The organism is Acidimicrobiales bacterium, assembly GCA_035531755.1.
In the GTDB taxonomy this organism is placed as follows: Bacteria; Actinomycetota; Acidimicrobiia; order Acidimicrobiales; family UBA8190; genus DATKSK01.
In genome coordinates, this window is record DATKSK010000075.1 from 1 (window position 1) to 19,571 (window position 19,571).

At 71.4% G+C, this 19,571-nt stretch carries 14 protein-coding genes; 7 read left to right on the top strand and 7 right to left on the bottom strand.

Features of this window, described 5'->3' with window-relative positions; all coding sequences use genetic code 11:
• Positions 1 to 790: 790 nt before the first annotated feature.
• Positions 791 to 2,647, top strand: a complete 1,857-nt coding sequence (locus VMV22_14795) for a glycosyl hydrolase family 18 protein (protein HUY23598.1) — start codon at positions 791 to 793, stop codon at positions 2,645 to 2,647.
• 78 nt (positions 2,648 to 2,725) lie between these two features.
• On the opposite strand, the gene VMV22_14800 is transcribed toward VMV22_14795, so the two are convergent.
• From VMV22_14800 to VMV22_14810, 3 genes are read right to left on the bottom strand one after another with little or no spacing between them, the layout of a single operon-like run.
• Positions 2,726 to 4,303 carry an acyl-CoA synthetase gene (locus VMV22_14800; GenBank protein ID HUY23599.1) on the bottom strand — a complete coding sequence of 526 codons (1,578 nt, stop codon included), beginning with the start codon at positions 4,301 to 4,303 and terminating at the stop codon, positions 2,726 to 2,728.
• Positions 4,300 to 4,947 (bottom strand): enoyl-CoA hydratase/isomerase family protein, encoded by a 648-nt coding sequence (locus VMV22_14805; GenBank protein ID HUY23600.1) that lies wholly within the window; start codon positions 4,945 to 4,947, stop codon positions 4,300 to 4,302. The genes VMV22_14800 and VMV22_14805 overlap by 4 nt, the downstream gene beginning before the upstream one ends.
• Positions 4,948 to 4,951: 4 nt before the next feature.
• Positions 4,952 to 5,614 carry a TetR/AcrR family transcriptional regulator gene (locus VMV22_14810; GenBank protein ID HUY23601.1) on the bottom strand — a complete coding sequence of 221 codons (663 nt, stop codon included), beginning with the start codon at positions 5,612 to 5,614 and terminating at the stop codon, positions 4,952 to 4,954.
• 63 nt (positions 5,615 to 5,677) lie between these two features.
• Between VMV22_14810 and VMV22_14815 the strand changes: the two genes are divergently transcribed.
• The 4 genes from VMV22_14815 (at position 5,678) to VMV22_14830 (ending at position 8,062) form a co-directional block, all read left to right on the top strand.
• Positions 5,678 to 6,352, top strand: coding sequence for an enoyl-CoA hydratase/isomerase family protein (locus VMV22_14815; GenBank protein ID HUY23602.1), 675 nt, complete (start codon positions 5,678 to 5,680; stop codon positions 6,350 to 6,352).
• 82 nt (positions 6,353 to 6,434) lie between these two features.
• Positions 6,435 to 6,956, top strand: a complete 522-nt coding sequence (locus VMV22_14820) for a methylated-DNA--[protein]-cysteine S-methyltransferase (protein HUY23603.1) — start codon at positions 6,435 to 6,437, stop codon at positions 6,954 to 6,956.
• Complete coding sequence (locus VMV22_14825) at positions 6,953 to 7,558, top strand: pyridoxamine 5'-phosphate oxidase family protein (protein HUY23604.1); 606 nt, start codon at positions 6,953 to 6,955, stop codon at positions 7,556 to 7,558. Before VMV22_14820 ends, VMV22_14825 begins: the two co-directional genes overlap by 4 nt.
• Before the next feature lie 126 nt (positions 7,559 to 7,684).
• A complete protein-coding gene (locus VMV22_14830; GenBank protein HUY23605.1) occupies positions 7,685 to 8,062 on the top strand; it encodes a hypothetical protein in 378 nt (125 codons plus the stop codon).
• Positions 8,063 to 8,064: 2 nt separating this feature from the next.
• Here VMV22_14830 and VMV22_14835 read toward each other — a convergent pair whose 3' ends face one another.
• The 4 genes from VMV22_14835 to VMV22_14850 form a co-directional block, all read right to left on the bottom strand.
• Positions 8,065 to 8,721 (bottom strand): GNAT family N-acetyltransferase, encoded by a 657-nt coding sequence (locus tag VMV22_14835; GenBank protein ID HUY23606.1) that lies wholly within the window; start codon positions 8,719 to 8,721, stop codon positions 8,065 to 8,067.
• A gap of 100 nt (positions 8,722 to 8,821) precedes the next feature.
• On the bottom strand, positions 8,822 to 11,347 hold the full coding sequence (locus VMV22_14840) for an FtsX-like permease family protein (GenBank protein ID HUY23607.1): 2,526 nt from the start codon (positions 11,345 to 11,347) through the stop codon (positions 8,822 to 8,824).
• A gap of 10 nt (positions 11,348 to 11,357) precedes the next feature.
• A complete protein-coding gene (locus tag VMV22_14845) occupies positions 11,358 to 12,128 on the bottom strand; it encodes an ABC transporter ATP-binding protein (GenBank protein HUY23608.1) in 771 nt (256 codons plus the stop codon).
• 172 nt (positions 12,129 to 12,300) lie between these two features.
• On the bottom strand, positions 12,301 to 13,281 hold the full coding sequence (locus VMV22_14850; protein ID HUY23609.1) for an aldo/keto reductase: 981 nt from the start codon (positions 13,279 to 13,281) through the stop codon (positions 12,301 to 12,303).
• 888 nt (positions 13,282 to 14,169) lie between these two features.
• Between VMV22_14850 and VMV22_14855 the strand changes: the two genes are divergently transcribed.
• Both VMV22_14855 and VMV22_14860 read left to right on the top strand, forming a co-directional pair.
• On the top strand, positions 14,170 to 17,523 hold the full coding sequence (locus VMV22_14855) for a DEAD/DEAH box helicase (protein ID HUY23610.1): 3,354 nt from the start codon (positions 14,170 to 14,172) through the stop codon (positions 17,521 to 17,523).
• Between the two features lie 152 nt (positions 17,524 to 17,675).
• Positions 17,676 to 18,599 (top strand): SWIM zinc finger family protein, encoded by a 924-nt coding sequence (locus VMV22_14860; protein ID HUY23611.1) that lies wholly within the window; start codon positions 17,676 to 17,678, stop codon positions 18,597 to 18,599.
• The last annotated feature ends 972 nt before the right edge of the window (positions 18,600 to 19,571 follow it).

Genomic DNA, 19,571 nt, shown 5'->3' on the forward strand with positions numbered 1-19,571 from the left:
CCCGGCGATCGCCACCCCGGCGACGAAGGCACCCGACCACCGGTCGCCGCGACGCGGGCGGTACGACAGGCCTGTGGCCCGACGAGTCGAATAATGCATCTTCCGGCTCCCCCCCAAGCCCCGGAGGTCGCGACGACCGACCCGGGGCCACGAGCGGCTGCCGGCCGGAACGTCCACGAACCCCGTCGAACACCTTGCACGTGCCCCGGGTGGCCGCTGCTGCCCGTGGCCGCCGATCCGGGCTCGCCGGACATTGTCGGCACGCAGCTCGTCCGACCGGGGACGCTCCGTGAAGCGTGTCCGGGCACGCGGAGCCAGTCAATGCAGTTGGGCGTCTGTTGGCTCAGTTGACCGGAAATAGAGCATCGGCTGCGCCGCCCGCCCGCGCCGCGTACCCCGCGACCTGGGGCGATCCGGAGCGAGGCCAGGGCCGGGAGGGAACGCCGTCAGCACGGCTCACGTGCCGGACCGCGCTCGGCCGTCGGCGCGGGTCGGGCGCCGGCCTTCCGATACGCACCACGGCCAGTGCGGTCTCACAAGCGAAGCGTGGGATCGGGGGCCCGCCGGCCTGGGCGACCGACGACCCCCGGCATGGGCAGCGATGAAGTTCTCGCCGGCACGTGCCGACAAGACGAGGGGGAATTGGCGTGAAGCGTCGCGCCCCTTGTCAACTGGTGCAACTTGTCAACTGGTGCAACACCCACAACGCGGGTGCGCCGCCCGGCCCCACGGGGCCGGCCCGGAGCCCGCACGATGCGCCCAGGCGTGAGATAGAGCTGATCGACACCTGATGACCGGACGAGGGCGGCCCCGCCACATGGTGACGCGCCGAGGAGCGCACGCCGCCCCCACGCGCCTGCGGTGGCCGACGCACCGGCTCAGCGCGGTCTTGCCCGTGTGGACGCGGCCGCGCCATGCCGCGCCGCGCCATGCAGCGCCGCGCCAGCTGCGGGTGGCGCCGGTGGTGGCATGCCTCGGGGCGCTCGCCCTGGTGACCGGCGGCGCGGCACTGGGATCGGTGGGCACGGGCGGCGCGCTGGCCGCCACGACGGTGTCACCCGGCACGGGCCACGGCCACGGCCAGGACGTGTCGATCATGGACAAACTGGCCAAGCGCTACGCGGCCTCGCGTCATGCCATCTCACTCCCGGCGGCCACCGCCCCGCCGGCGCCGGCCCCACCCTCGCTGGCGGGCTCGCCGGCGCTGCGCCCCCACGAGATCTTCGGGTTCGCCCCGTACTGGACGCTGCCGGACGCGTCGGCGTTCGACGTGGCCGGGATGACGACCCTCGCGTACTTCAGCGTCGATGTGAACGCCGATGGCAGCGTGGCCGAGAGCGGGGCCGGGTGGGTCGGCTACCAGAGCCAGGCTCTCGCCGACCTCGTCACGCGGGCCCACGGGGCCGGCGACCGGGTGGTGCTCACCGCCACATGCTTCGACCAGAAGGCGCTCGACGCGCTCGCCGCCGATCCCGTCGCCGACGGGCGGCTGGCGGCCATACTCGTCCAGCTCGTCCAGGCGAAGAACCTCGACGGCATCAACATCGACTTCGAGGGCAAGGGCCCCAAGGACCAGGCCGGCCTGGACCGGCTGCTGGCCACGGTGTCGGCCGCGATGCGCGGCGGCGACCCACACTGGCAGGTGACGATGGACACCTACGCGTCGTCTGCCGGCGACCCGGGGGGCTTCTACGACATCCCCGGCCTGGCGCCGAGTGTCGACGGGTTCTTCGTCATGGCCTACGACATGAACGACCCCGCCACCCCGTCGCCCACGGCCCCGCTCACCGGCCCGGGCTTCTCCGACCTCGACGCCGTGCAGCAGTACGCCGCGGTGGTGGCGCCGTCCAAGGTGATCCTGGGCGTCCCCTACTACGGCTACGACTGGCCGACGGCGGGACCCGGCCTCGGCGACCCCGCCACCGGCCCGGCCACACCGCTCAGCTACTCCCAGGTGGCCGCCTCCGGGAGCCACGTCTACTGGGACCCCACCACGCAGACGCCGTGGACCTCGTACCTGGTGGGGACGCAGTGGCACCAGACATGGTTCGACAACCCCACGTCGCTCGCCCTGAAGGCGCAGCTGGCCGACACGTACCACATCGCCGGCCTCGGCATCTGGGCGCTGGGCATGGACGGAGGCAACCCCGCCATGCTCGCCGCGCTGCGCGGCAACGCCGCGGTGGTCAAGAACCTCGGGCCGGGGCCGACGGGCGCCGTGGCCCATCCGGGGCCCACGACGACGCTGCCATCGGACTACTTCTTCGCCGGCACCTGGAACGGGATCCCGGTGACGCTGGCCGCGGTCGACCTGGCGTCGATCCCCGGCGCGTCGGCGGCTCTCCCGGCGGGCCGGCTCACCGGGTTCGCCACCAACGACCCCGCCCGTCTCTGCCTGGAGACCGGCCCGGGGCTGGCCGTGGCCGCGGTGCCCGGCACACCCGGCTCCTACCTCGTGACGGCGACCACCCCGGCCGACTGCGCGTCGGGATCGTGGGTGTTCACCACGGCGACATCCGCGCCGGCGACCACCACGCCCACGACCACCACGCCGACGACCACCACGACGGCACCCACCACCACGACCACAACCTCGACGACCACGACGACGACGCCCACCACCACGACCACCACCGCAGGCGGCTGACACGGGGCCCACCGCGCCGACGGCCCGCACCGACGTCACGGCGTCGACGGTCAGGCGTCGACGGTCCGGTGTCGAGGGTCACACCACGCGAGAGTCGTGCCCTTCCCAGTAGCGTTCCCGGAGAAGCCGCTTGTAGAGCTTGCCGTTGGGATCGCGCGGCAGCTCAGCCACGAAGTCCACGCTGCGGGGACACTTGTAGCCGGCGATCTGCCGCCGGCACTCGGAGATCAGGTCGGCCTCGAGCTCCGGCCCGCCCGAGATCGTGTCGACCAGTTGCACCACGGCCTTGACCGCCTCCCCCATCTCGGGATCGGGCACCCCGATGACGGCGACGTCGACCACGCGCCGGTCGCCGATGAGGACGTTCTCGGCCTCCTGGGGGTAGATGTTGACGCCCCCCGAGATGATCATGTGGGCCTGGCGGTCTGTGAGGTAGAGGTACCCGTCGTCGTCGAGCCGGCCGATGTCCCCGAGTGTCCGCCAGCCCCGTCGGTCGGTGATCGACGCCGTCTTCTCCGGGTCGTTGTGGTACTCGAAGGGCCTGCCCCCCTCGAAGTACACGACACCCTCCTCGCCGGGGCCGAGCTCCTCGCCGTCGGGCCCCACGACGTGCGCGGGTGACAGGGGACGGCCCACCGATCCCGGGTGTTCCATCCACTCGGCAGCGGTGATCCACGTCGAGCCGACGTCCTCGGTACCCGCGTAGTACTCGTCGATGATCGGGCCCCACCAGTCGATCATGCGGCGCTTCACCGCCACCGGGCACGGGGCGGCGGCGTGCACCACCGACCGCAGGCTCGACAGGTCGTAGCGCTCGCGCTCGTGCGCAGGCAGCCGGAGCAGGCGCACGAACATGGTCGGGACGAACTGTGCATGCGTGACCCGGTGGCGCTCGATCAGCGCCAGACACAGCGAGGCGTCGAAGTGCTCCATCACCACCGCGGTGGCGCCGAGGCGGAGCATCGACATGCAGTAGACGAGCGGGGCCGAGTGGTACAGGGGCGCCGGCGACAGGTACACGTCGCCTCGACCGATGCCACGCGCCGCCATGGCCGCGGCGATCTGGACGGGAGCGGCCGCGGGGTCACCCATGGCGGTGGCGGCCAGCAGCTTGCGCACTCCCTTGGGCTTGCCCGTCGTCCCCGACGAGTAGAGCATCTCCCGCCCCTCGCACTCGTCGGGGACCGGCACCGCGTCGAACGCGGCGACGGCCTCCTCGTAGGAGGCGAATCCGGGGAGGGGCCCGCCGACCGACAGGCGCAGGCGGATGCGCGCCAGGTCGAGGCTCGACACCGCCTCGGCCATCGCCGGCGAGGAGACGAGGGCGACGGCACCGCAGTCATCGAGGATGTACTGGACCTCGGCGCTGCGCAGGTGGCTGTTGAGCGCGGTGTAGTAGAGCCCAGAGCGTTGCGCCGCCCACGCTACGGGCAGGTAGGCGGCGTTGTTCTCCATGAGTATGGCGATGTGGTCGCCGGGGGACAGGCCTTCGTGGCGCAGCATCCGGGCCAGGCGGTTGGACCGGTCGTCGACCTCCCGGTAGGTGAGGACCTCGCCACTCGCGCCCATGATCAGCGCCGGGGCGTCGGGCTGCTGCGCGGCCCGTGCCCCCAGAGGGAGCACGGGGGCGCCGAGCGCAGGCTCGGGCGCGCTCACGGCCCGCCGAGCACGGCTGCATACATGAGGCGCTTGTGCCGGGCCACCACGGACCGATTCTTGCCCGCCAGCCCGGTGGCCCGCTCCACGGCGCGGCGCAGCACCCCGGCGTCGGGTGCGCTGTCGTGGGCGATGCCGGCGGCCCGGGCGGCGCCGGCGTCGTAGCGCCGGCCGGTCGTGATGGCCTCGTGTGTGGTCACCGTGGGGAGCTTGGCGGCGAGCAGCCCGTACATCACGTCGGTGAGCGGGAGGCCGATGTCGACCTCGGGGAGGCACCAGTACCCGCGGTCGTCGCGCATGACCACGAAGTCGTGTGCGCTGGCGAACATGGCGCCGGCGGCGAAGGCGTGCCCGTTGACCGCGGCCACGGTCACCGCCGGGAAGCCGAGCATCCGACGCAGCAGCCCGTGTACGTCGTCGAGGAAGCCCGCCCCTTCGGGTCCGGCGCTCGCCAGCCAGTCGAGGTCGAGGCCGTTGGAGTAGAACTTGCCCTCCCCCGTGGTCACGAGGGCGAGCGGGCCCTCGACGCCCTCGATGACGTCGAGGGCGTCGTTGAGGGCGTCCACCGAGGCGCGGTTGAACCGGTTCTCGCCGTCGCGCATGTGCAGGACCTGCACCTCACCGCGCTGCTCGACCTCGATCATCGGCTCACCTGTCCTGTGCGGACGCAAGATGTCCAGAGGCCCGACGTCCAGACGGCTCCGGTGCGGACGCAGCCCCCGCTGACGGCGCGCCCGCAGCCACGACGCCGGCGACGACCGCCGACACCGCCTCGCCGCACACGACGAGCGGACGCGTCGTGCGCGCCGTCCGGCTCAGCACGATGGCACCTTCGAAGGCCGCCAGCCCGAACACGGCGAGCTCCCGGGCCACACCGGCGTCCACGCGGGCGCGCACGAGACGCTCCTCGAGCGCGTCCGCCCACGACTCGAACACCGCCGCACAGGCCAGTCGCAGCGGCTCACTCGTGCTGGCCGCCTCGAGGGCAACCGTGGCCACGGGGCACCCGTCGCGGTAGTCGGACGCCTCGAGCGCAGCGGCGCTCAGGTCGAACATGGCACGCACCGACGCCGCCGGGTCGTTGCCCTCGAGGACGGACTCGAGGACCCGGCGAAAGCCCGCCCCGGAACGCGCCACGGCCTCGGCACCGAGCTGCTCCTTGCCGCCCGGGAAGAAGTGGTACAGCGACCCCCGGGGGGCGCCCCCCTCGTCCACGATCCGCTTCAGGCCCGTACCCGCGTAGCCCTGGCGGCGGAAGAGCGTCGCACCGGCGTCGAGCAGCCGTGCCCGCGTCCCGGAGGTCCTGGCCATCGACCCGATCCTACTTGACTTCTATGTAGATCGTCATACATATTGCTGGCGAGGAGGTCGGCAATGGGAGAGCTGCTGCAGGTGTCGGGGGCCGACGAGGGCGTGGTGACCATGGTCCTCGACCGTCCCGCCAAGAAGAACGCCCTGTCGGTGGCGGTGCGCGAGGAGGTGTGCGACGCCCTCGACACCCTCGCCTCCGACGAGCAGGTGCGCGTGGTCGTGCTGGCGGCGGCCGGCGACACCTTCTGCGCCGGGTTCGACCTCGGGGAGTTCTCCGTGCAGGACCCCGATTTCCAGCGACGGCTGTGGCAGTCGGCCGACCGCTTCCACCGCGCCGTGCTCACCTTCCCGCTGCCGATCGTCGCTGCCGTGCAGGGCCCCGCGCTGGCGGGCGGCTTCGACCTCGCCGTCATGTGCGACATCCGGGTCGCCGCCACCGATGCTCGCTTCGGCCACCCCGAACAGACGTGGTCGGACGTGGTCTTCTCCCCCCTCGCCGACATCGTGGGGTCGGGACCGGCGCGCGACCTGTGCCTGACGGGACGCACCATCGACGCCGCCGAGGCATTGCGCATCGGCCTGGTGTCGGCGGTCGTCAAGCCCGGGGTGCTCTCGGGCGAAGCGGCGCGCACGGCGGCCCTGGTGGCGCGCGGCCCGCGCGACGCCCTGATGCGGACGAAGGCGAAAGCGATGCGCCGGGCGGGCAACCCCCCCGACGCCGAGACGCTCGAGCTCTGAACGACCTGCCCCTGCCATCCCGACATTGCGCCGCCGGGCGACCTCGGCGGCGGCCGCGGCGGTCGTACGCCACGCTCCATCTGTGGCGGCACGAAGCCGCCGCGGCGGCACGGGCGTCATGACCGGCGCGCACCGCGCCCTGGAGACCCCACTGGGGCCGCTGGTGCTGAGCGCCGATGCCTCGGGCCGCCTGACAGGCGTCAGCTTCGGGCCGACGTCGAACGCGCCCGGCTCGTCCGGGGCCGGCGGGGTGCTCGACGACGCCGCCGCGCAGCTCGGGGAGTACTTCGACGGCCGTCGCCGGGCCTTCACGCTGCCCCTGGCGATCGGGGGAACGTCGTTCCAGCGCCAGGTCTGGGAGCAGCTGCGCCGGGTCCGGTACGGCACCACCGTCAGCTACGCCGAGCTCGCCCGGCGGGTGGGCCGGGCCGGTGCCGCCCGGGCCGTGGGCCACGCCAACGCCCGCAACCCCCTGGCCATCATCGTCCCGTGCCATCGGGTCGTGGGTGCGTCGGGCGGGCTCACCGGGTACGGGGGCGGGCTCGAGGCCAAGCGCTTCCTGCTCGGGATCGAGGCGGGCGCGGCGTCACGGCACCCTGGTTGACTGGCCGCATCTTCGAGACCGCCGACGACCTCGCCGCCCTCCAGGACCTGCTCGACCGGAGCATGGCCGCGGCCGGCCCCCACCTGCGCACCATCATCACCCCCGACCGACGGGTCGACGCCGCCACGCTCTCCGCCCGGCTCGACGGGATGCGACTGCTCGCCCTGGCCACGGTGACCGCCGACGGGCGTCCGATGGTGGGTCCCGTCGACGGCATCTTCTACAGGGGCTCGTTCCACTTCGGGACGGCACCCGACGCCGTGCGCTCCCGCCATCTCCGGGAACGGCCCCAGGTGAGCGCCACCCACCTGCCCGGCGAGGAGTTCGCCGTGACCGTGCACGGGAGCGCCGTGCCCGTCGACGTGAGCAGCACGGACTCGGGGTTCCGGCGCTGCCTCCTCGACGTCTACGTGCCCGCTACGGCCCCGAGTGGGAGCAGTTCCTCGACTCGGGGCCCGTGTACCTGCGCATCGAAGCGGCCCGGATGTTCACGTTCCGGACGGGCGATACCGACGCCGGAGACTGAGTACGTGCTTCTTGAGACGCGGCCCGCGGCCATGAGGTGCGGCCCGCACCCGAGGCGCGGCCCGGACGTGGGGTGACGACGGGGGCGCTGCCGCCGTCCGCCTCCGCAGCGGCCGCGGGACTGGCGCCGTGCCCCCGGTCGTGGTGGACTCGCTCGTCACCGGCGAGGGTAGGCACCCCCGGTGTCGAACGGAGGCGCCGTCATGACCAGTGAGCACTGGAAGGACGAGCCCGAGGAGCACGACTACCCCGCCGCCCGGGCCTACCTGTCACTGCTCGTCGATCCCGCACAGGCGAAGCGGTTGGCGAAGGCGCTCGAGCGCAGCCCGGGGATCGAGCACTACATGGCCAAGGACATCCTGCGGGCCAGCGGGCTGCCGCTGCTGCCGGCCGACGACCCCGAGGTGGCGAAGGACCTCGGCAAGGTGCAGGCGGGAACGAAGCTCTCCCCCGTGTTGCTGGTGCGCGGCGCACCGCTGTGGGTCGCCGACGGCTACCACCGCGTCTGTGCCAGCTACCACCTCGAGGAGGACACCTCCATCCCGTGCCGCATCGTCTCCCGGGGCGCGGCCTCGTCGTAGCCTCAGAGCGGCTGCACCATCAGCTGGACGTGGTGACGCCCACCGTCCGGCGTCCGCAGACCCGGTACGAGTACAGCGTCGCCCTCCCGGGTGAAGCCCATGGCCTCGAAGAACGACAGCGCCGTCGTGTTCTCCGACAGGGTCTGCAGGTGGCAGCCGGCGACGGACGCGGACCGGAGCCGTTCGAGCCAGTGCCGGACCAACGACGCCCCGACCCCCCGACCGCGCGCCACCGGCAGCAGGTCGACGTGCAGATGGGCGGGCCAGCGGGCGTCGACGACCGAGGAGGGCGGGAGCTGCTGGCGGCGCACGCCGGCCGCGACGGCGTCACCGATCGACCGCCACACGAACCCCGCCGTACCGGGGCGCACGACGAGGGCCCGTCGCAGCAGGCTGCGCCCGAAGACCCGGGCCGGATCCGTCACCGTGCGCGAATCGGCGCAGCCGAGGAGGTAACCGGCCACGTCGCCGTCGATCTCGCACACCGACGCGGAGCCGGGCTCTTCGTCGGTGTAGTAGCCGGTGAAGAGATCCGCGAAGCTCGCGGCGTCGCGCCAGTACCAGGCGGCGGGGCCGCCCATGTACCCCGTCACGTGACAGATCCTGCGCACCGCGGGCCGGTCGGCGGCTTCGTACGGCCGCAGGACGACGTCGGTCACGTCCCCGGTGACCGTGTCTCCGCCATGGGACCATTCTGGCGGGCGTCGGGCCCGGGGCGGCCGATCCGGCACGGCGACGGTCGGCGCGGCGGCCGTGCGGTCAATCGGCGGCGATCGCCGCCAGGACGTCGAGCTTCGCGGCGCGCCGCGCCGGCCAGCTGGCGGCACCGAGCCCCAGCAACGCCGCCAGGACCAGGAACGTCACGAGACTGCCGAAGGGGAGCACGATGTCGGTGATCCCCTGTTGTTTCAGCGCCGCCGCGAAGGCCGACCCCAGCGCCGTCCCGACGACGACGCCGACGATCGCACCGAAGAGCGACAGGATGACCGCTTCCGACCGGATCATGGCCCGGATCTGGCGGCGCTTCATCCCGACCGCCCGGAGCAGCCCGATCTCGTGGGTCCGTTCGAACACCGAGAGCATCAGGGTGTTCACGATGCCGATGAGGGCGATGACGACGGCGAGGGCCAGCAAGGCGTACACGAGGCCCAGGAGCTGGTTCACCTGGGCCTGTTGCGCCTTCTCGAACTGGGCCCGGGTCCGGATCTGCAGGTTCGGGTAGGCCTCGAGCCCGCTCGAGACGGCCTTGGTGACGCCCCCGGTGTGGCCGTTGGTGTCGAGGAGCACGGCGACGGGGAGGGGGGCGTTGAAGTGCGAGAGGAAGAAGCCGTCCCCGACGAGGAAGCTGCCGAGCAGGGCGTTGGGCTTGAAGATCCCGCCGATGCGCATCGTCGACGCGCCGGTCTCGGCGAACTTCACCGGTACGACCGAGCCCACCGAGAGGTGCTTGGTGTTCGCCGTCGTGGTGTCGATGAGCAGTTCCCGCGCCGCCAGGGCGGGGCCACCCGAGCCGGCGTCCATCCGCAGGATCACGGTGTCCGGGAGATGGTCGGTCGACACCGCGGTCAGGTTCGCCAGCGAGTGCTGGAACTCGAACTCACCGCTGTAGACGGTGGACGCGCTCGCCACGCCCGGCACACGTGAGGCGGCATCCGCCACCGAATTGCTGAAGCCGCCCGGGCCGTTGCCCGACGCCGTGATGATGTAGTCGGCACTGACGGCATTGTCGACGCTGCTCGTGGCCGACCGCGACAGGGAGGCGCCGAAGACCGCCATCGTGGAGACCAGCGCCAGGCCGACCATGAGCGCCGAGGACGTCTGGGCTGTCCGGCGCGGGCTGCGCATCGAGTTCTCACGGCCCAGCTTCCCGGAGATACCCAGGGCGCGGGACAACGGGCGCCCGAGGAGGCTCGCCATGGGCCGGGCCACGATCGGCGCCAGCATCCCGATGCCGATGAAGACCGCTACCGCTCCCAGGCCCACGAGTTGGATGGCGGGCTTGGTCAGCCCCGACGCCAGGGCGGCGATGCCGAGGCCGGCGATGACGCTGCCGATCACCACGCGGCGCCTGGAGGACTCCGCCTCGTCCCCTCGGTAGTCGACGAGCGCCGCCACCGGGGGAATGCGAACGGCGCGGCGCGCCGGGCTGATCGCCGAGACCATGGTCACGCCGACGCCCACGACGATGGCGGCCACCACCGTCCGGAACTGGAAGACCAGCGCGCCCGAGGGCAGCGTGATGCCGAACCCCTTCAGCAGGGCCTCGAGGCCGATCGCCGACAGCACGCCCAGGCCGAGCCCGATCAGCGAGGCAACCAGGCCGAGGATGCCGGCCTCGGCCAGGACGGAGCGGAAGACCTGTCGGCGGCTCGCCCCGACGATGCGCAGCAGGGCGAGTTCGCGGGTCCGTTGGCCGACGATGATCGAGAAGGTGTTGAAGATCGTGAACCCGCCCACGAACAGAGCGATGAACGCGAAGACCAGGAGCGCGGTGGAGAAGAAGGACAGCGCCTGGTTGATGGCGTTCGTCTGCTCGTTTGCCACCGTCTGGCCGGTGACCACCTCCACCCCCGCCGGCAGCACCCGGGCAATGGCGCGTTGCAGGCTCGGTGTGTCGGTGCCCGGTCGGGCCAGCACGTTGATGGTGTCGACGTGGCCGTTCTCGTCGAAGATCCGCTGGGCCGTCGAGAGGTCGAACGCCGCCAATGTCGCCCCCGCCAGATTGTCGGCGGTCCCGAACCTGACGATGCCCGTGAGGGTGAAGGTCTGGGGCGCCCCGGCCAGGAGCACCCGCACGTGGTCACCCGGGGCGAAGTGGTACTTCTGCGCCGTGCCCTGGTCCATGGCGACGTCGCTCGAAGAACTGGGGGCGACGCCGCGGACCACTCGCAGCGAGGACAGCTGGGGGTCGGGGTCGAACGACACACCGAGGGTGGGCGCCCCCCCGGTGCGGATGGCCGTGCCGTTCGGCGCGACGAATTGCGCGTAGCCGCTGACGGTCCCCTCGGCGGCGGCGACGCCGGGCACCCGGCGCACCGTGGCCATGATCGCCTGCGGGATCGGCGAGCGCACGGCCCCGCCGCGCCCGCTGTTGTCGGTGAACGCCGCCTTGCCCCGGACCTGGAAGTCGACGTTCTGGTAGATGTGGCCGAACAGCGTGGTGAAGGTGTTCTGGAGCGTGTCCGTCAGGACGAGGGTGCCGGAGATGAACGTCACCCCGAGCACGATGGCGAGCCCGGTGAGCGCCAACCGCAGCCGGTGCGCGAGGAGGCCCTTGATGGTCACCTTCCACATGTCAATTCCCCAGCAGCTTCATCTGCTCGAGGACCGAATCGGCCGTCGGGGACAACAGCTCCCCGACGATCCTGCCGTCGGCCAGGAAGACGACGCGATCCGCGTAGGCCGCACCACGGGGGTCGTGCGTGACCATGACGATCGACTGCTCGAACTCCGTCACCGAGCGGCGCAGGAAGGCGAGCATCTCGGCCGACGAGTTGGAGTCGAGGTTGCCCGTGGGCTCGTCGGCGAAGATCAGGTCCGGCCGGCTGATGAGCGCCCGGGCGCATGCGGCCCGCTGCTGCTGGCCCCCGGACAGCTCGACGGGCCGGTGGCTCAGCCGGTCTCCGATCCTGAGCTGCTCGACGAGGTAGTCGAACCACGCCTGGTCGACCTTCATGCCGGCCAGGTCGGCGGGGAGGGTGATGTTCTCGCCCGCCGTCAGCGTGGGCACCAGGTTGAAGGACTGGAACACGAAGCCGATCCGGTCGCGGCGCATCTGGGTCAGGCCGCCATCGTCGAGGAGCCCGATCTCGAGGTCGCCGACGAAGGTTCGCCCCGACGTCGGCGTGTCCAGCCCGGCCATGCAGTGCATGAGCGTCGACTTGCCGGAACCGGAGGGCCCCATGACGGCGGTGAACTGTCCCCGCCCGAACTCGACGTTGATGCCGGCCAGCGCCTGCACGGCGGCGTCACCCTTGCCGTACGTCTTCACGAGGTCGACCGCACGCGCCGCCGGTGTCTGCGGAGTTCTGGATGCTCCTGTCGATGCCTGGTCTGTCACCGTCATGTGGCCGCCCTCCGTGTGCTCGGGCGCGACCCTATGCCCGGGCGGTCGTTGCCCGCGGGCGTCCGGCGGCGGCTCGGCACGAGCAGCCTGGCGCGGCGCCGGAGGGAAGGGAATCAGGGATGTCCCTGGCGCGCCCCTACCGGGGGATGCCCCGGGGGCGTCACCCGCGAGCTCAGCGGTGCACCGGCGTCATGTCGCCGTAGCGGTCGCCGGCGGCGGCACCGACGGGCAGGACCTCGTCGATCCGCCGCAGCTCCTCCTCGGAGAGCCGGATGTCGTCGGCGGCCACGTTCTGCTCCAGGTAGGCGCGCCGCTTGGTGCCCGGGATCGGGACCACGTCGTCCCCGCGGGCGAGCACCCAGGCCAGGGCCAGCTGGGACGTCGCCACTCCCTTGGCCGCGGCGATCTCCTCGAAGCGCCCCACGAGCTCGAGATTCTTACGGAAGCTCTCGCCCCGGAAGCGCGGGTTGTGGCGGCGGAAGTCGTCGGGGGCCAGGTCCTCCGGCGTCCGGATGGCGCCGGAGAGAAATCCCCGCCCGAGCGGCGAGTAGGCGACGAAGCCGATGCCCAGCTCGCGCACCGTCTCGAGCACACCGTCGGTCTCGGGGTCCCGGGTCCACAGCGACCACTCGGTCTGCAGCGCCGTGATCGGGTGGACGGCATGTGCCCGGCGGACCGTGTCGGGCGCCGCCTCGGACAGCCCGAGGTACCCGACTTTCCCCGCGGCCACCAGCTCGGCCATGGCGCCGACGGTGTCCTCGATGGGGGTGTCGGTGTCGACACGATGTTGGTAGTAGAGGTCGATGTGATCCACCCCGAGCCGGCGCAAGGAGGCGTCGCACGCCGACCGCACGTACTCGGGGCGGCCGTTGATGCCGATGCGGGTGCCGTCGGGGGCGCGCTCGTTGCCGAACTTGGTGGCGAGGACGACCTCGTGGCGTCGCCCGACGATGGCCCGACCCACCAGCTCCTCGTTCGTGAACGGCCCGTACATGTCGGCGGTGTCGAGCAGCGTCACGCCGAGGTCGAGGGCCCGGTGGATGGTGGCGATCGACTCCGCCTCGTCCCCCGCCCCGTAGAACTCGCTCATGCCCATGCAGCCCAGCCCCTGAGCGGAGACGACCAGGCCCTGTCCGAGTGTCCGCGTTCGCATGGCACCGGTCTAGCAACTTCCGTCGCCGGCGTGGCCTCGGGCCGGGATCACCAAAGCTGTGAATATCGTTTGAACGCCGTCGCTGCTACCTCCGGCCCGCTGCTCCTCATCTACGATCCGAGTCCGTGTCCACGCCCGGAACTGTTCGACTCGTCGGTGCCCTCCTGGGCGTCGGTTTCCTGGCAGCCGCCGTCACGATCGCCCTCGGCGCGCTCCCCCGGCCTGCCGCCGGGGGTACGTGCGGCCCCGGCACCTCTTCGGAATCTGCGATCGCGTCCTTCTTCGATCCTGCCTCCATCGGTGCCGGACCTGAGCCTTCGGCGGCATCGGGCTCGCGCCCACAATGGATCGCCTTCGTGCGCGAGTGTCAGTCCGCCACCAACACGCGGATGATCGAGGCGGGATCCATGCTCGCAGGGGGCCTTCTTCTGGGGCTTGGTCTCCCGTGGGCAGTGCGGAGCCGCATCGCGAAACCGAACCACACCGACCCGGTAGCAGTCCCCCCGCCGGGGTGGTATCCGGACCCCACCGATCCGAACGTGCCTCGATGGTGGGACGGAAGGGCATGGGGTCATGCTCACGCCCCACCGGGACAACAGCCTTCCCCGGCGCCACCCCTGGGAGGGCCTTGACCGTCATCCGCATCGACGCCATCGCGGTGCGAGGACGTGTGACGAGGAGCTGGTCGCATCCCGATATTGCCGCCGGTAGCTGAACGGGGTTTCGAAGAGCCGGGTAGGGATCTGGCGAGGTGGCGGGTATGAGGGGCCCTCCGCGATCCCACCGGGTGCGGGTGTACCGGCGGTACGCCCGACACGTACCACCAGGCAGGCCAGCTCGAGATCCACGATGACCGGGACGACCTCCTCGGCGAGGCATCATTCCCCGGTGATCGTTCTCCACTCGGCGTGGCTGGCCCGAGCCGGCGGCCTCGCTCTGTGGGCCGAGGATGGTGATCGACCCCGGACGACCCCGCCCCGCCGGGGTCGTCCTCCCCGTCAGCGGCGCCCGGAAGCCCACCCCTTCGCCCTCGGCGCCGACGGCATCCGCCTGGCCGCCGCCGAGCTCGGAGGGATTGCCACAGAGGACCTGGTCGTCAAGGCCCACGAGGTAGAGCTCTCCCTTCGGCTGCCCGCCGTCGGCCGCGGGCCGATCGGCTCGCCCTGGCTCGAGGACGACCTCGCCACGTCGCCGCCCGCGGCGTCCTCGCCTTCCCCTACGGCGCCCTCCACATGGACCACCGCGGGGATCGTCTTCGAGCCATCCGATGCAGCACACCTCGTGCTGGCGTTGACGGCGGCCGACCCGTCCGGGGCCCCTTCCGACCCGTCGGGCATCGTCCTCGCCTCCGACCTCCGATTCGCAGCGCGTTCCGCGGAGATGATCCTGGAGCTGACCGCCCGCGGCCGCATGCTCCCCACCCTGGAGCGCACCGGCGACGGTTGGCGGGCCCGCTGGCGCCCCCTCATCGACGCACGCGATCGTGGCCGCATCCAGACCCTGGTGTGGGCCCTTCCACCGTCGTTCATGGCCGCGAGTACCGTCGATGCCGCTCAGGACCACGCCCGCAGCGATGCGGCCCCCGAAGCCCCCGAAGCCCCCGAGGCGCCCGAGGCGCCCGAGGCGCCCGAGGAGATCCTCCGCTCCTATCTCTGGAGTGTGGCCGACGCAATGGTCCGGCGGTTCGTGGCCGATCGCCCGCCTGCCGCCGGGGCCCCTGCCCGCCGGCGCCGTTCACCGGGGCCCATTCCCGCCGAGGCGTGGCTGGCGGCTCTGCGTTCGCCCGACGGAATCGTCGACGCCGGGGACGACGAGTTGCACGCCCTCGCCGACACCCTCCACGCCTGGCACGCCACGCAGGACACGGAGGCGGACCCCGTACGGACCTGCTTCCGGATCGTCCCGCCTCCCGTCGACGCCGAAGAAGACCATGGCGTCCGTGAAGACGGCATTGCCCCGCTCCCCGGCCGGCGGCGCCCGGCCGCCCAACGCCAACCCGTCGATGAATGGCGGATCGAGTTCGCGCTGCAGGCGGTCGATGATCCGAGTCTGCTCGTCTCCGCCGAGAGCGTGTGGGCCGACGGGCCCGAGCTCACGGCCTTGGAGCGCCACGCGATGCACCCCGACGAGCACCTCCTGCGAGGCCTGGGCCGTGCGTCTCGGCTCGTCCCTTCACTGGGCGCCGCGCTGGCCTCGGCGACGCCCTGCGCGCAGGTGACCGACGGCGCCGGCGCTCTCGCCTTCCTCCGCGACGGCGCGCCGATCCTCGAACAGGCCGGCTTCGGGGTGCTCGCCCCACCTTGGTGGCGCTCCTCCCGGGCACGTGTGAGCCTCCGGCTCAAGGCTCGAACCACGTCGAAGGCTGGGTCATCACCATCGGCCATCGGGCTGGAGGGCTTGTGCGACATCAGCTGGGAGGCGGTCCTCGGTGACGACAAGCTCGGGCTGGCCGAGCTACGCGCGTTGGCGCGCCTCAAGCAGCCGCTCGTACGGATCCGGGGCCAGTGGGTGGAGCTGGGGGACAAGGACATCGCCGCCGCCATCGCGGCCGTGGGACAGAAGGGCGGCGGCGTCACCCGCATGTCGGCCGGCGATGTGATGCGCAGCGCCCTCGGGATCGAGCCGACCGCCGGCGACCTACCCATTGCCGACGTGGAGGCAGACGGGTGGCTCGGGGACCTCCTCGCCGGTGCCGAGGACCGTCGGCTGCGGGCCAGGGTCACCCCCGACGGCTTCGTCGGCGAACTGCGCCCCTACCAAGAGCGCGGGCTCGGGTGGCTGGCCTTCCTCGGCGACCTCGGTCTCGGGGCCTGCCTGGCCGACGACATGGGCCTCGGGAAGACGGCCCAGCTCCTCGCCCTCGTGGTCGATGAGCGCGCCCGACGCGCCCCTCCGGCGCCGACGCGTCGAGGACGATCGGGAGCGGCCAAGCCAGCGGGACGCGGCGCCGGCCAGTGGGCGGGACCGACCCTCGTCCTCTGCCCGATGTCGCTCGTCGGCAATTGGCAGCGAGAGGCAGCACGCTTCGCCCCCGGACTGTCGGTGTATGTCCACCACGGGCCGAATCGGCTCGACGGCAAGGCCTTCACCCGCACGGCCGGGCAGGCCGACCTGGTGCTGTCGACCTACGGTCTCGCCGCGCGCGACCAGCGCCTCCTCGCCACCGTTCCGTGGTGGCGCCTGGTCCTCGACGAGGCGCAGCAGATAAAGAACAGCGCGGCCCGAACCACCCAGAGCGTCAGGGCCATACCGGCCCAACGGCGGATCGCCATGACCGGCACCCCGGTGGAGAACCGCCTGACCGAGCTGTGGTCGATCATGCAGTTCCTCAACCCCGGCTTGCTCGGCTCGGAGAAGGGCTTTCGCGACCGCTTCGCCCTCCCGATCGAGCGAGATGGCGACGACGAGGCGGCAGCCCGCCTCCGTCGCGTCACCGCTCCGTTCGTGCTCCGCCGGCTGAAGACCGACCGGTCGATCATCGCCGACCTGCCCGACAAGCTCGAGATGAAGGAGTTCTGCACCTTGACCCGCGAGCAGGCCAGTCTCTACCAGGCCGTCGTCGATGACATGCTGGCGAGGATCGACGACGCCGACGGCATCGAACGCCGCGGCCTGGTCCTCGCCACCATGATGAAACTCAAGCAGGTGTGCAACCATCCGGCGCACTTCCTGGCCGACGGCTCGTCGCTTCCGGGACGGTCGGGCAAGCTGACCCGCCTCGTCGAGGTGCTCGACGAGGCCGTGGCCGAGGGCGACCGGGCGCTCGTGTTCACCCAGTTCACGGAGATGGGGAACCTGCTCGAGCGCCATCTTCGCCGTCATCTCGGGTGCGACGTGCTGTGGCTCCACGGCGGGGTGTCGAAGAAGGCGCGCGATGGCATGGTCGAGCGGTTTCAGGGCGACAACGGCCCGCCCGTGTTCCTGCTGTCGCTGAAGGCCGGGGGCACCGGTCTGAACCTGACGGCAGCGACCCATGTCGTGCACTTCGACCGGTGGTGGAATCCCGCGGTCGAGAACCAGGCGACCGATCGGGCCTTTCGCATTGGCCAACGGCGCAACGTGCAGGTGCGGAAGTTCGTGTGCGGCGGGACCCTCGAGGAGCGCATCGACGACATGATCGAGAGAAAGCGCGTACTGGCCGAGCGGATCGTCGGCACCGGTGAAGGCTGGATCACCGAGATGTCCACCGACCAACTTCGCCAGGTCGTGGCCTTGTCGGCCGATGCCGTCGGGGGCGACTGATGCCCCCCCGTCGTCCTGCGAGTCGGTCCCGGCGCCGCGGCCAAGAATGGTGGCCGCCACCGTCCACCCCGATCGCCGTAGAAGGAGGGCTGCAGGCCCGCAGCCAACGCGGCCCGATCGGTGATACCTGGTGGTCGCGACGTTTCATCACCGTGCTCGAGTCGGTGGGCATCGGCAGCCGTCTCCAGCGGGGCAAGCGATACGCCCGCACGGGCCAGGTGCTCAGCATGGACGTGGCGCCGGGTCAGGTGACGGCGTCGGTGCAGGGCTCGCGGGCCAAGCCCTACCGGGTTTTCATCGAGACACGCGTTCTCACGGCCGGCGAATGGGATGCCGCCGAGGCGGTCATGGCGTCGAGCGCTGTCTTCATGGCCAAGCTCCTGGCCGGCGACATGCCCGAAGAGATCGAGGAGGCGTTCGCCGAGTCGTCGGGCCCGCTGTTCCCCGCCTCGGCAGACGGGTTCGACTCGGCATGCTCGTGCCCGGACGGGGAGAACCCGTGCAAGCACATCGCCGCGGTCTACTTCCTCGTAGCAGAGGCCTTCGACCGCGACCCGTTCCTCATCTTCGCCTGGCGCGGCCGGGGCAAGGCCGAACTTCTCGCTGGCCTACGGGCGCGCCGGCGCGGCTTGGACGCCGTCGACGGCTCCGGCGGCTCCGGCGGCTCCGGCGGCTCCGAACCGACCGAAGCGACCACGGACTCCGACGTCGGACAGTTCGGGTGGCCCACGCCTGACCCCGAGCGCCGCGCCACGCTGCAGCCGGCGGACCCTTCATCCCTGTGGGGGAGGCATGAGGACTTGGTGGCCATCGAGATCCGACCCCGCCTGGCCGTTGCCCCCGACCTGCTTCTTCGTCAACTCGACCCATCACCCCTCGCCGGCGACGGGGAACGGATCACCGACGCCCTCCGTCCGCTCTACGAGGCGATGACTGCGGGTGCCGCTGTCCTGGCCCTCGGCGAGCCAGCACCGGTAGTCGCCACGCAAGCAACGGGCCCAGCGAGCGCCCGGCCAGACACCGGGGGTGAGTCCATCCGGACACGGGACCCGAGTACCGGGTCGACACCTTCTTGACACCACTCCGAAGAACGGGACTGGCTCCGACACCCGGATTTGGTGCCCGTCCACAATCTCCGTTTGGGCGTGTGCGTGGTCCCGGCGTGCGACCACGCACCGCGTCGTCAATCGATTCATGTCGGCGATCGTCGACAGGTTCAGGAGCACGACCCGGGAGAACGCCGACACCTGTGCCAACAACCTGCTGTCCAAGCGGGACTACGTGGACTATCCGACTGCATTCACTGAAGATGGCCGATCGCTGCGGAGATCATCGACGCCGCATGGCGACATCTGGTGAAGGACCGGCTCGATTTCACGGGCGCCCGTTGGGGCCTCGAGGAGACGCTCACCGCCCCACACCTCCGCCAGCGCCACTCCGGGCCGTTCGCCTTCCGCTCGCCCCGACGCCCCTCCCTCCCTGGCGCACCACGAGTGGTCTGGCGCCCCTGATTGGACTGTTCTCGAACCCTGAATCCCGGGAACAACTGGCCGACCTATTTGGCAAGCTAGGACTCGGCGGCCGATAGGGGGAACGCCCGTTCGATTGTCCAATGCAGCTCGTGCCGAGTCAAGCCGGATTACCGCCTGCTTCGGACCGTTCTCGGAAATTGCCTCAGCACCACATTTGCAACAACTACCCCCTTGACATCTCTCGCCCCGAGCGTGGATAGTGCTGAAACCACTACTCGTGGTCATGGCCGCTCCGATGGTGACCCCATCGCCATGCGAGGAACCCGAAGTTGGGAAGCCCAGGGGGGGCCATGTCCAGAGTTGGTGCTGCTCGTCGCCGAGACGGGCAAGGCAAAGACCGCGCCCGCAGCAGGGGGCTCGCTGCTTACGGCGGTACTAAGCCTCGATACACCGATGAATGACCGGAGTAGGTAGCCGCGTATCCGCGGAAAGTGCCTCCGTGCTTGGGAAAATAGCGATGTCGAAGTCGCTTGTACTCCCCGAGCCAGGAGGCACTTTCAGTGAGAGCAGTATCGC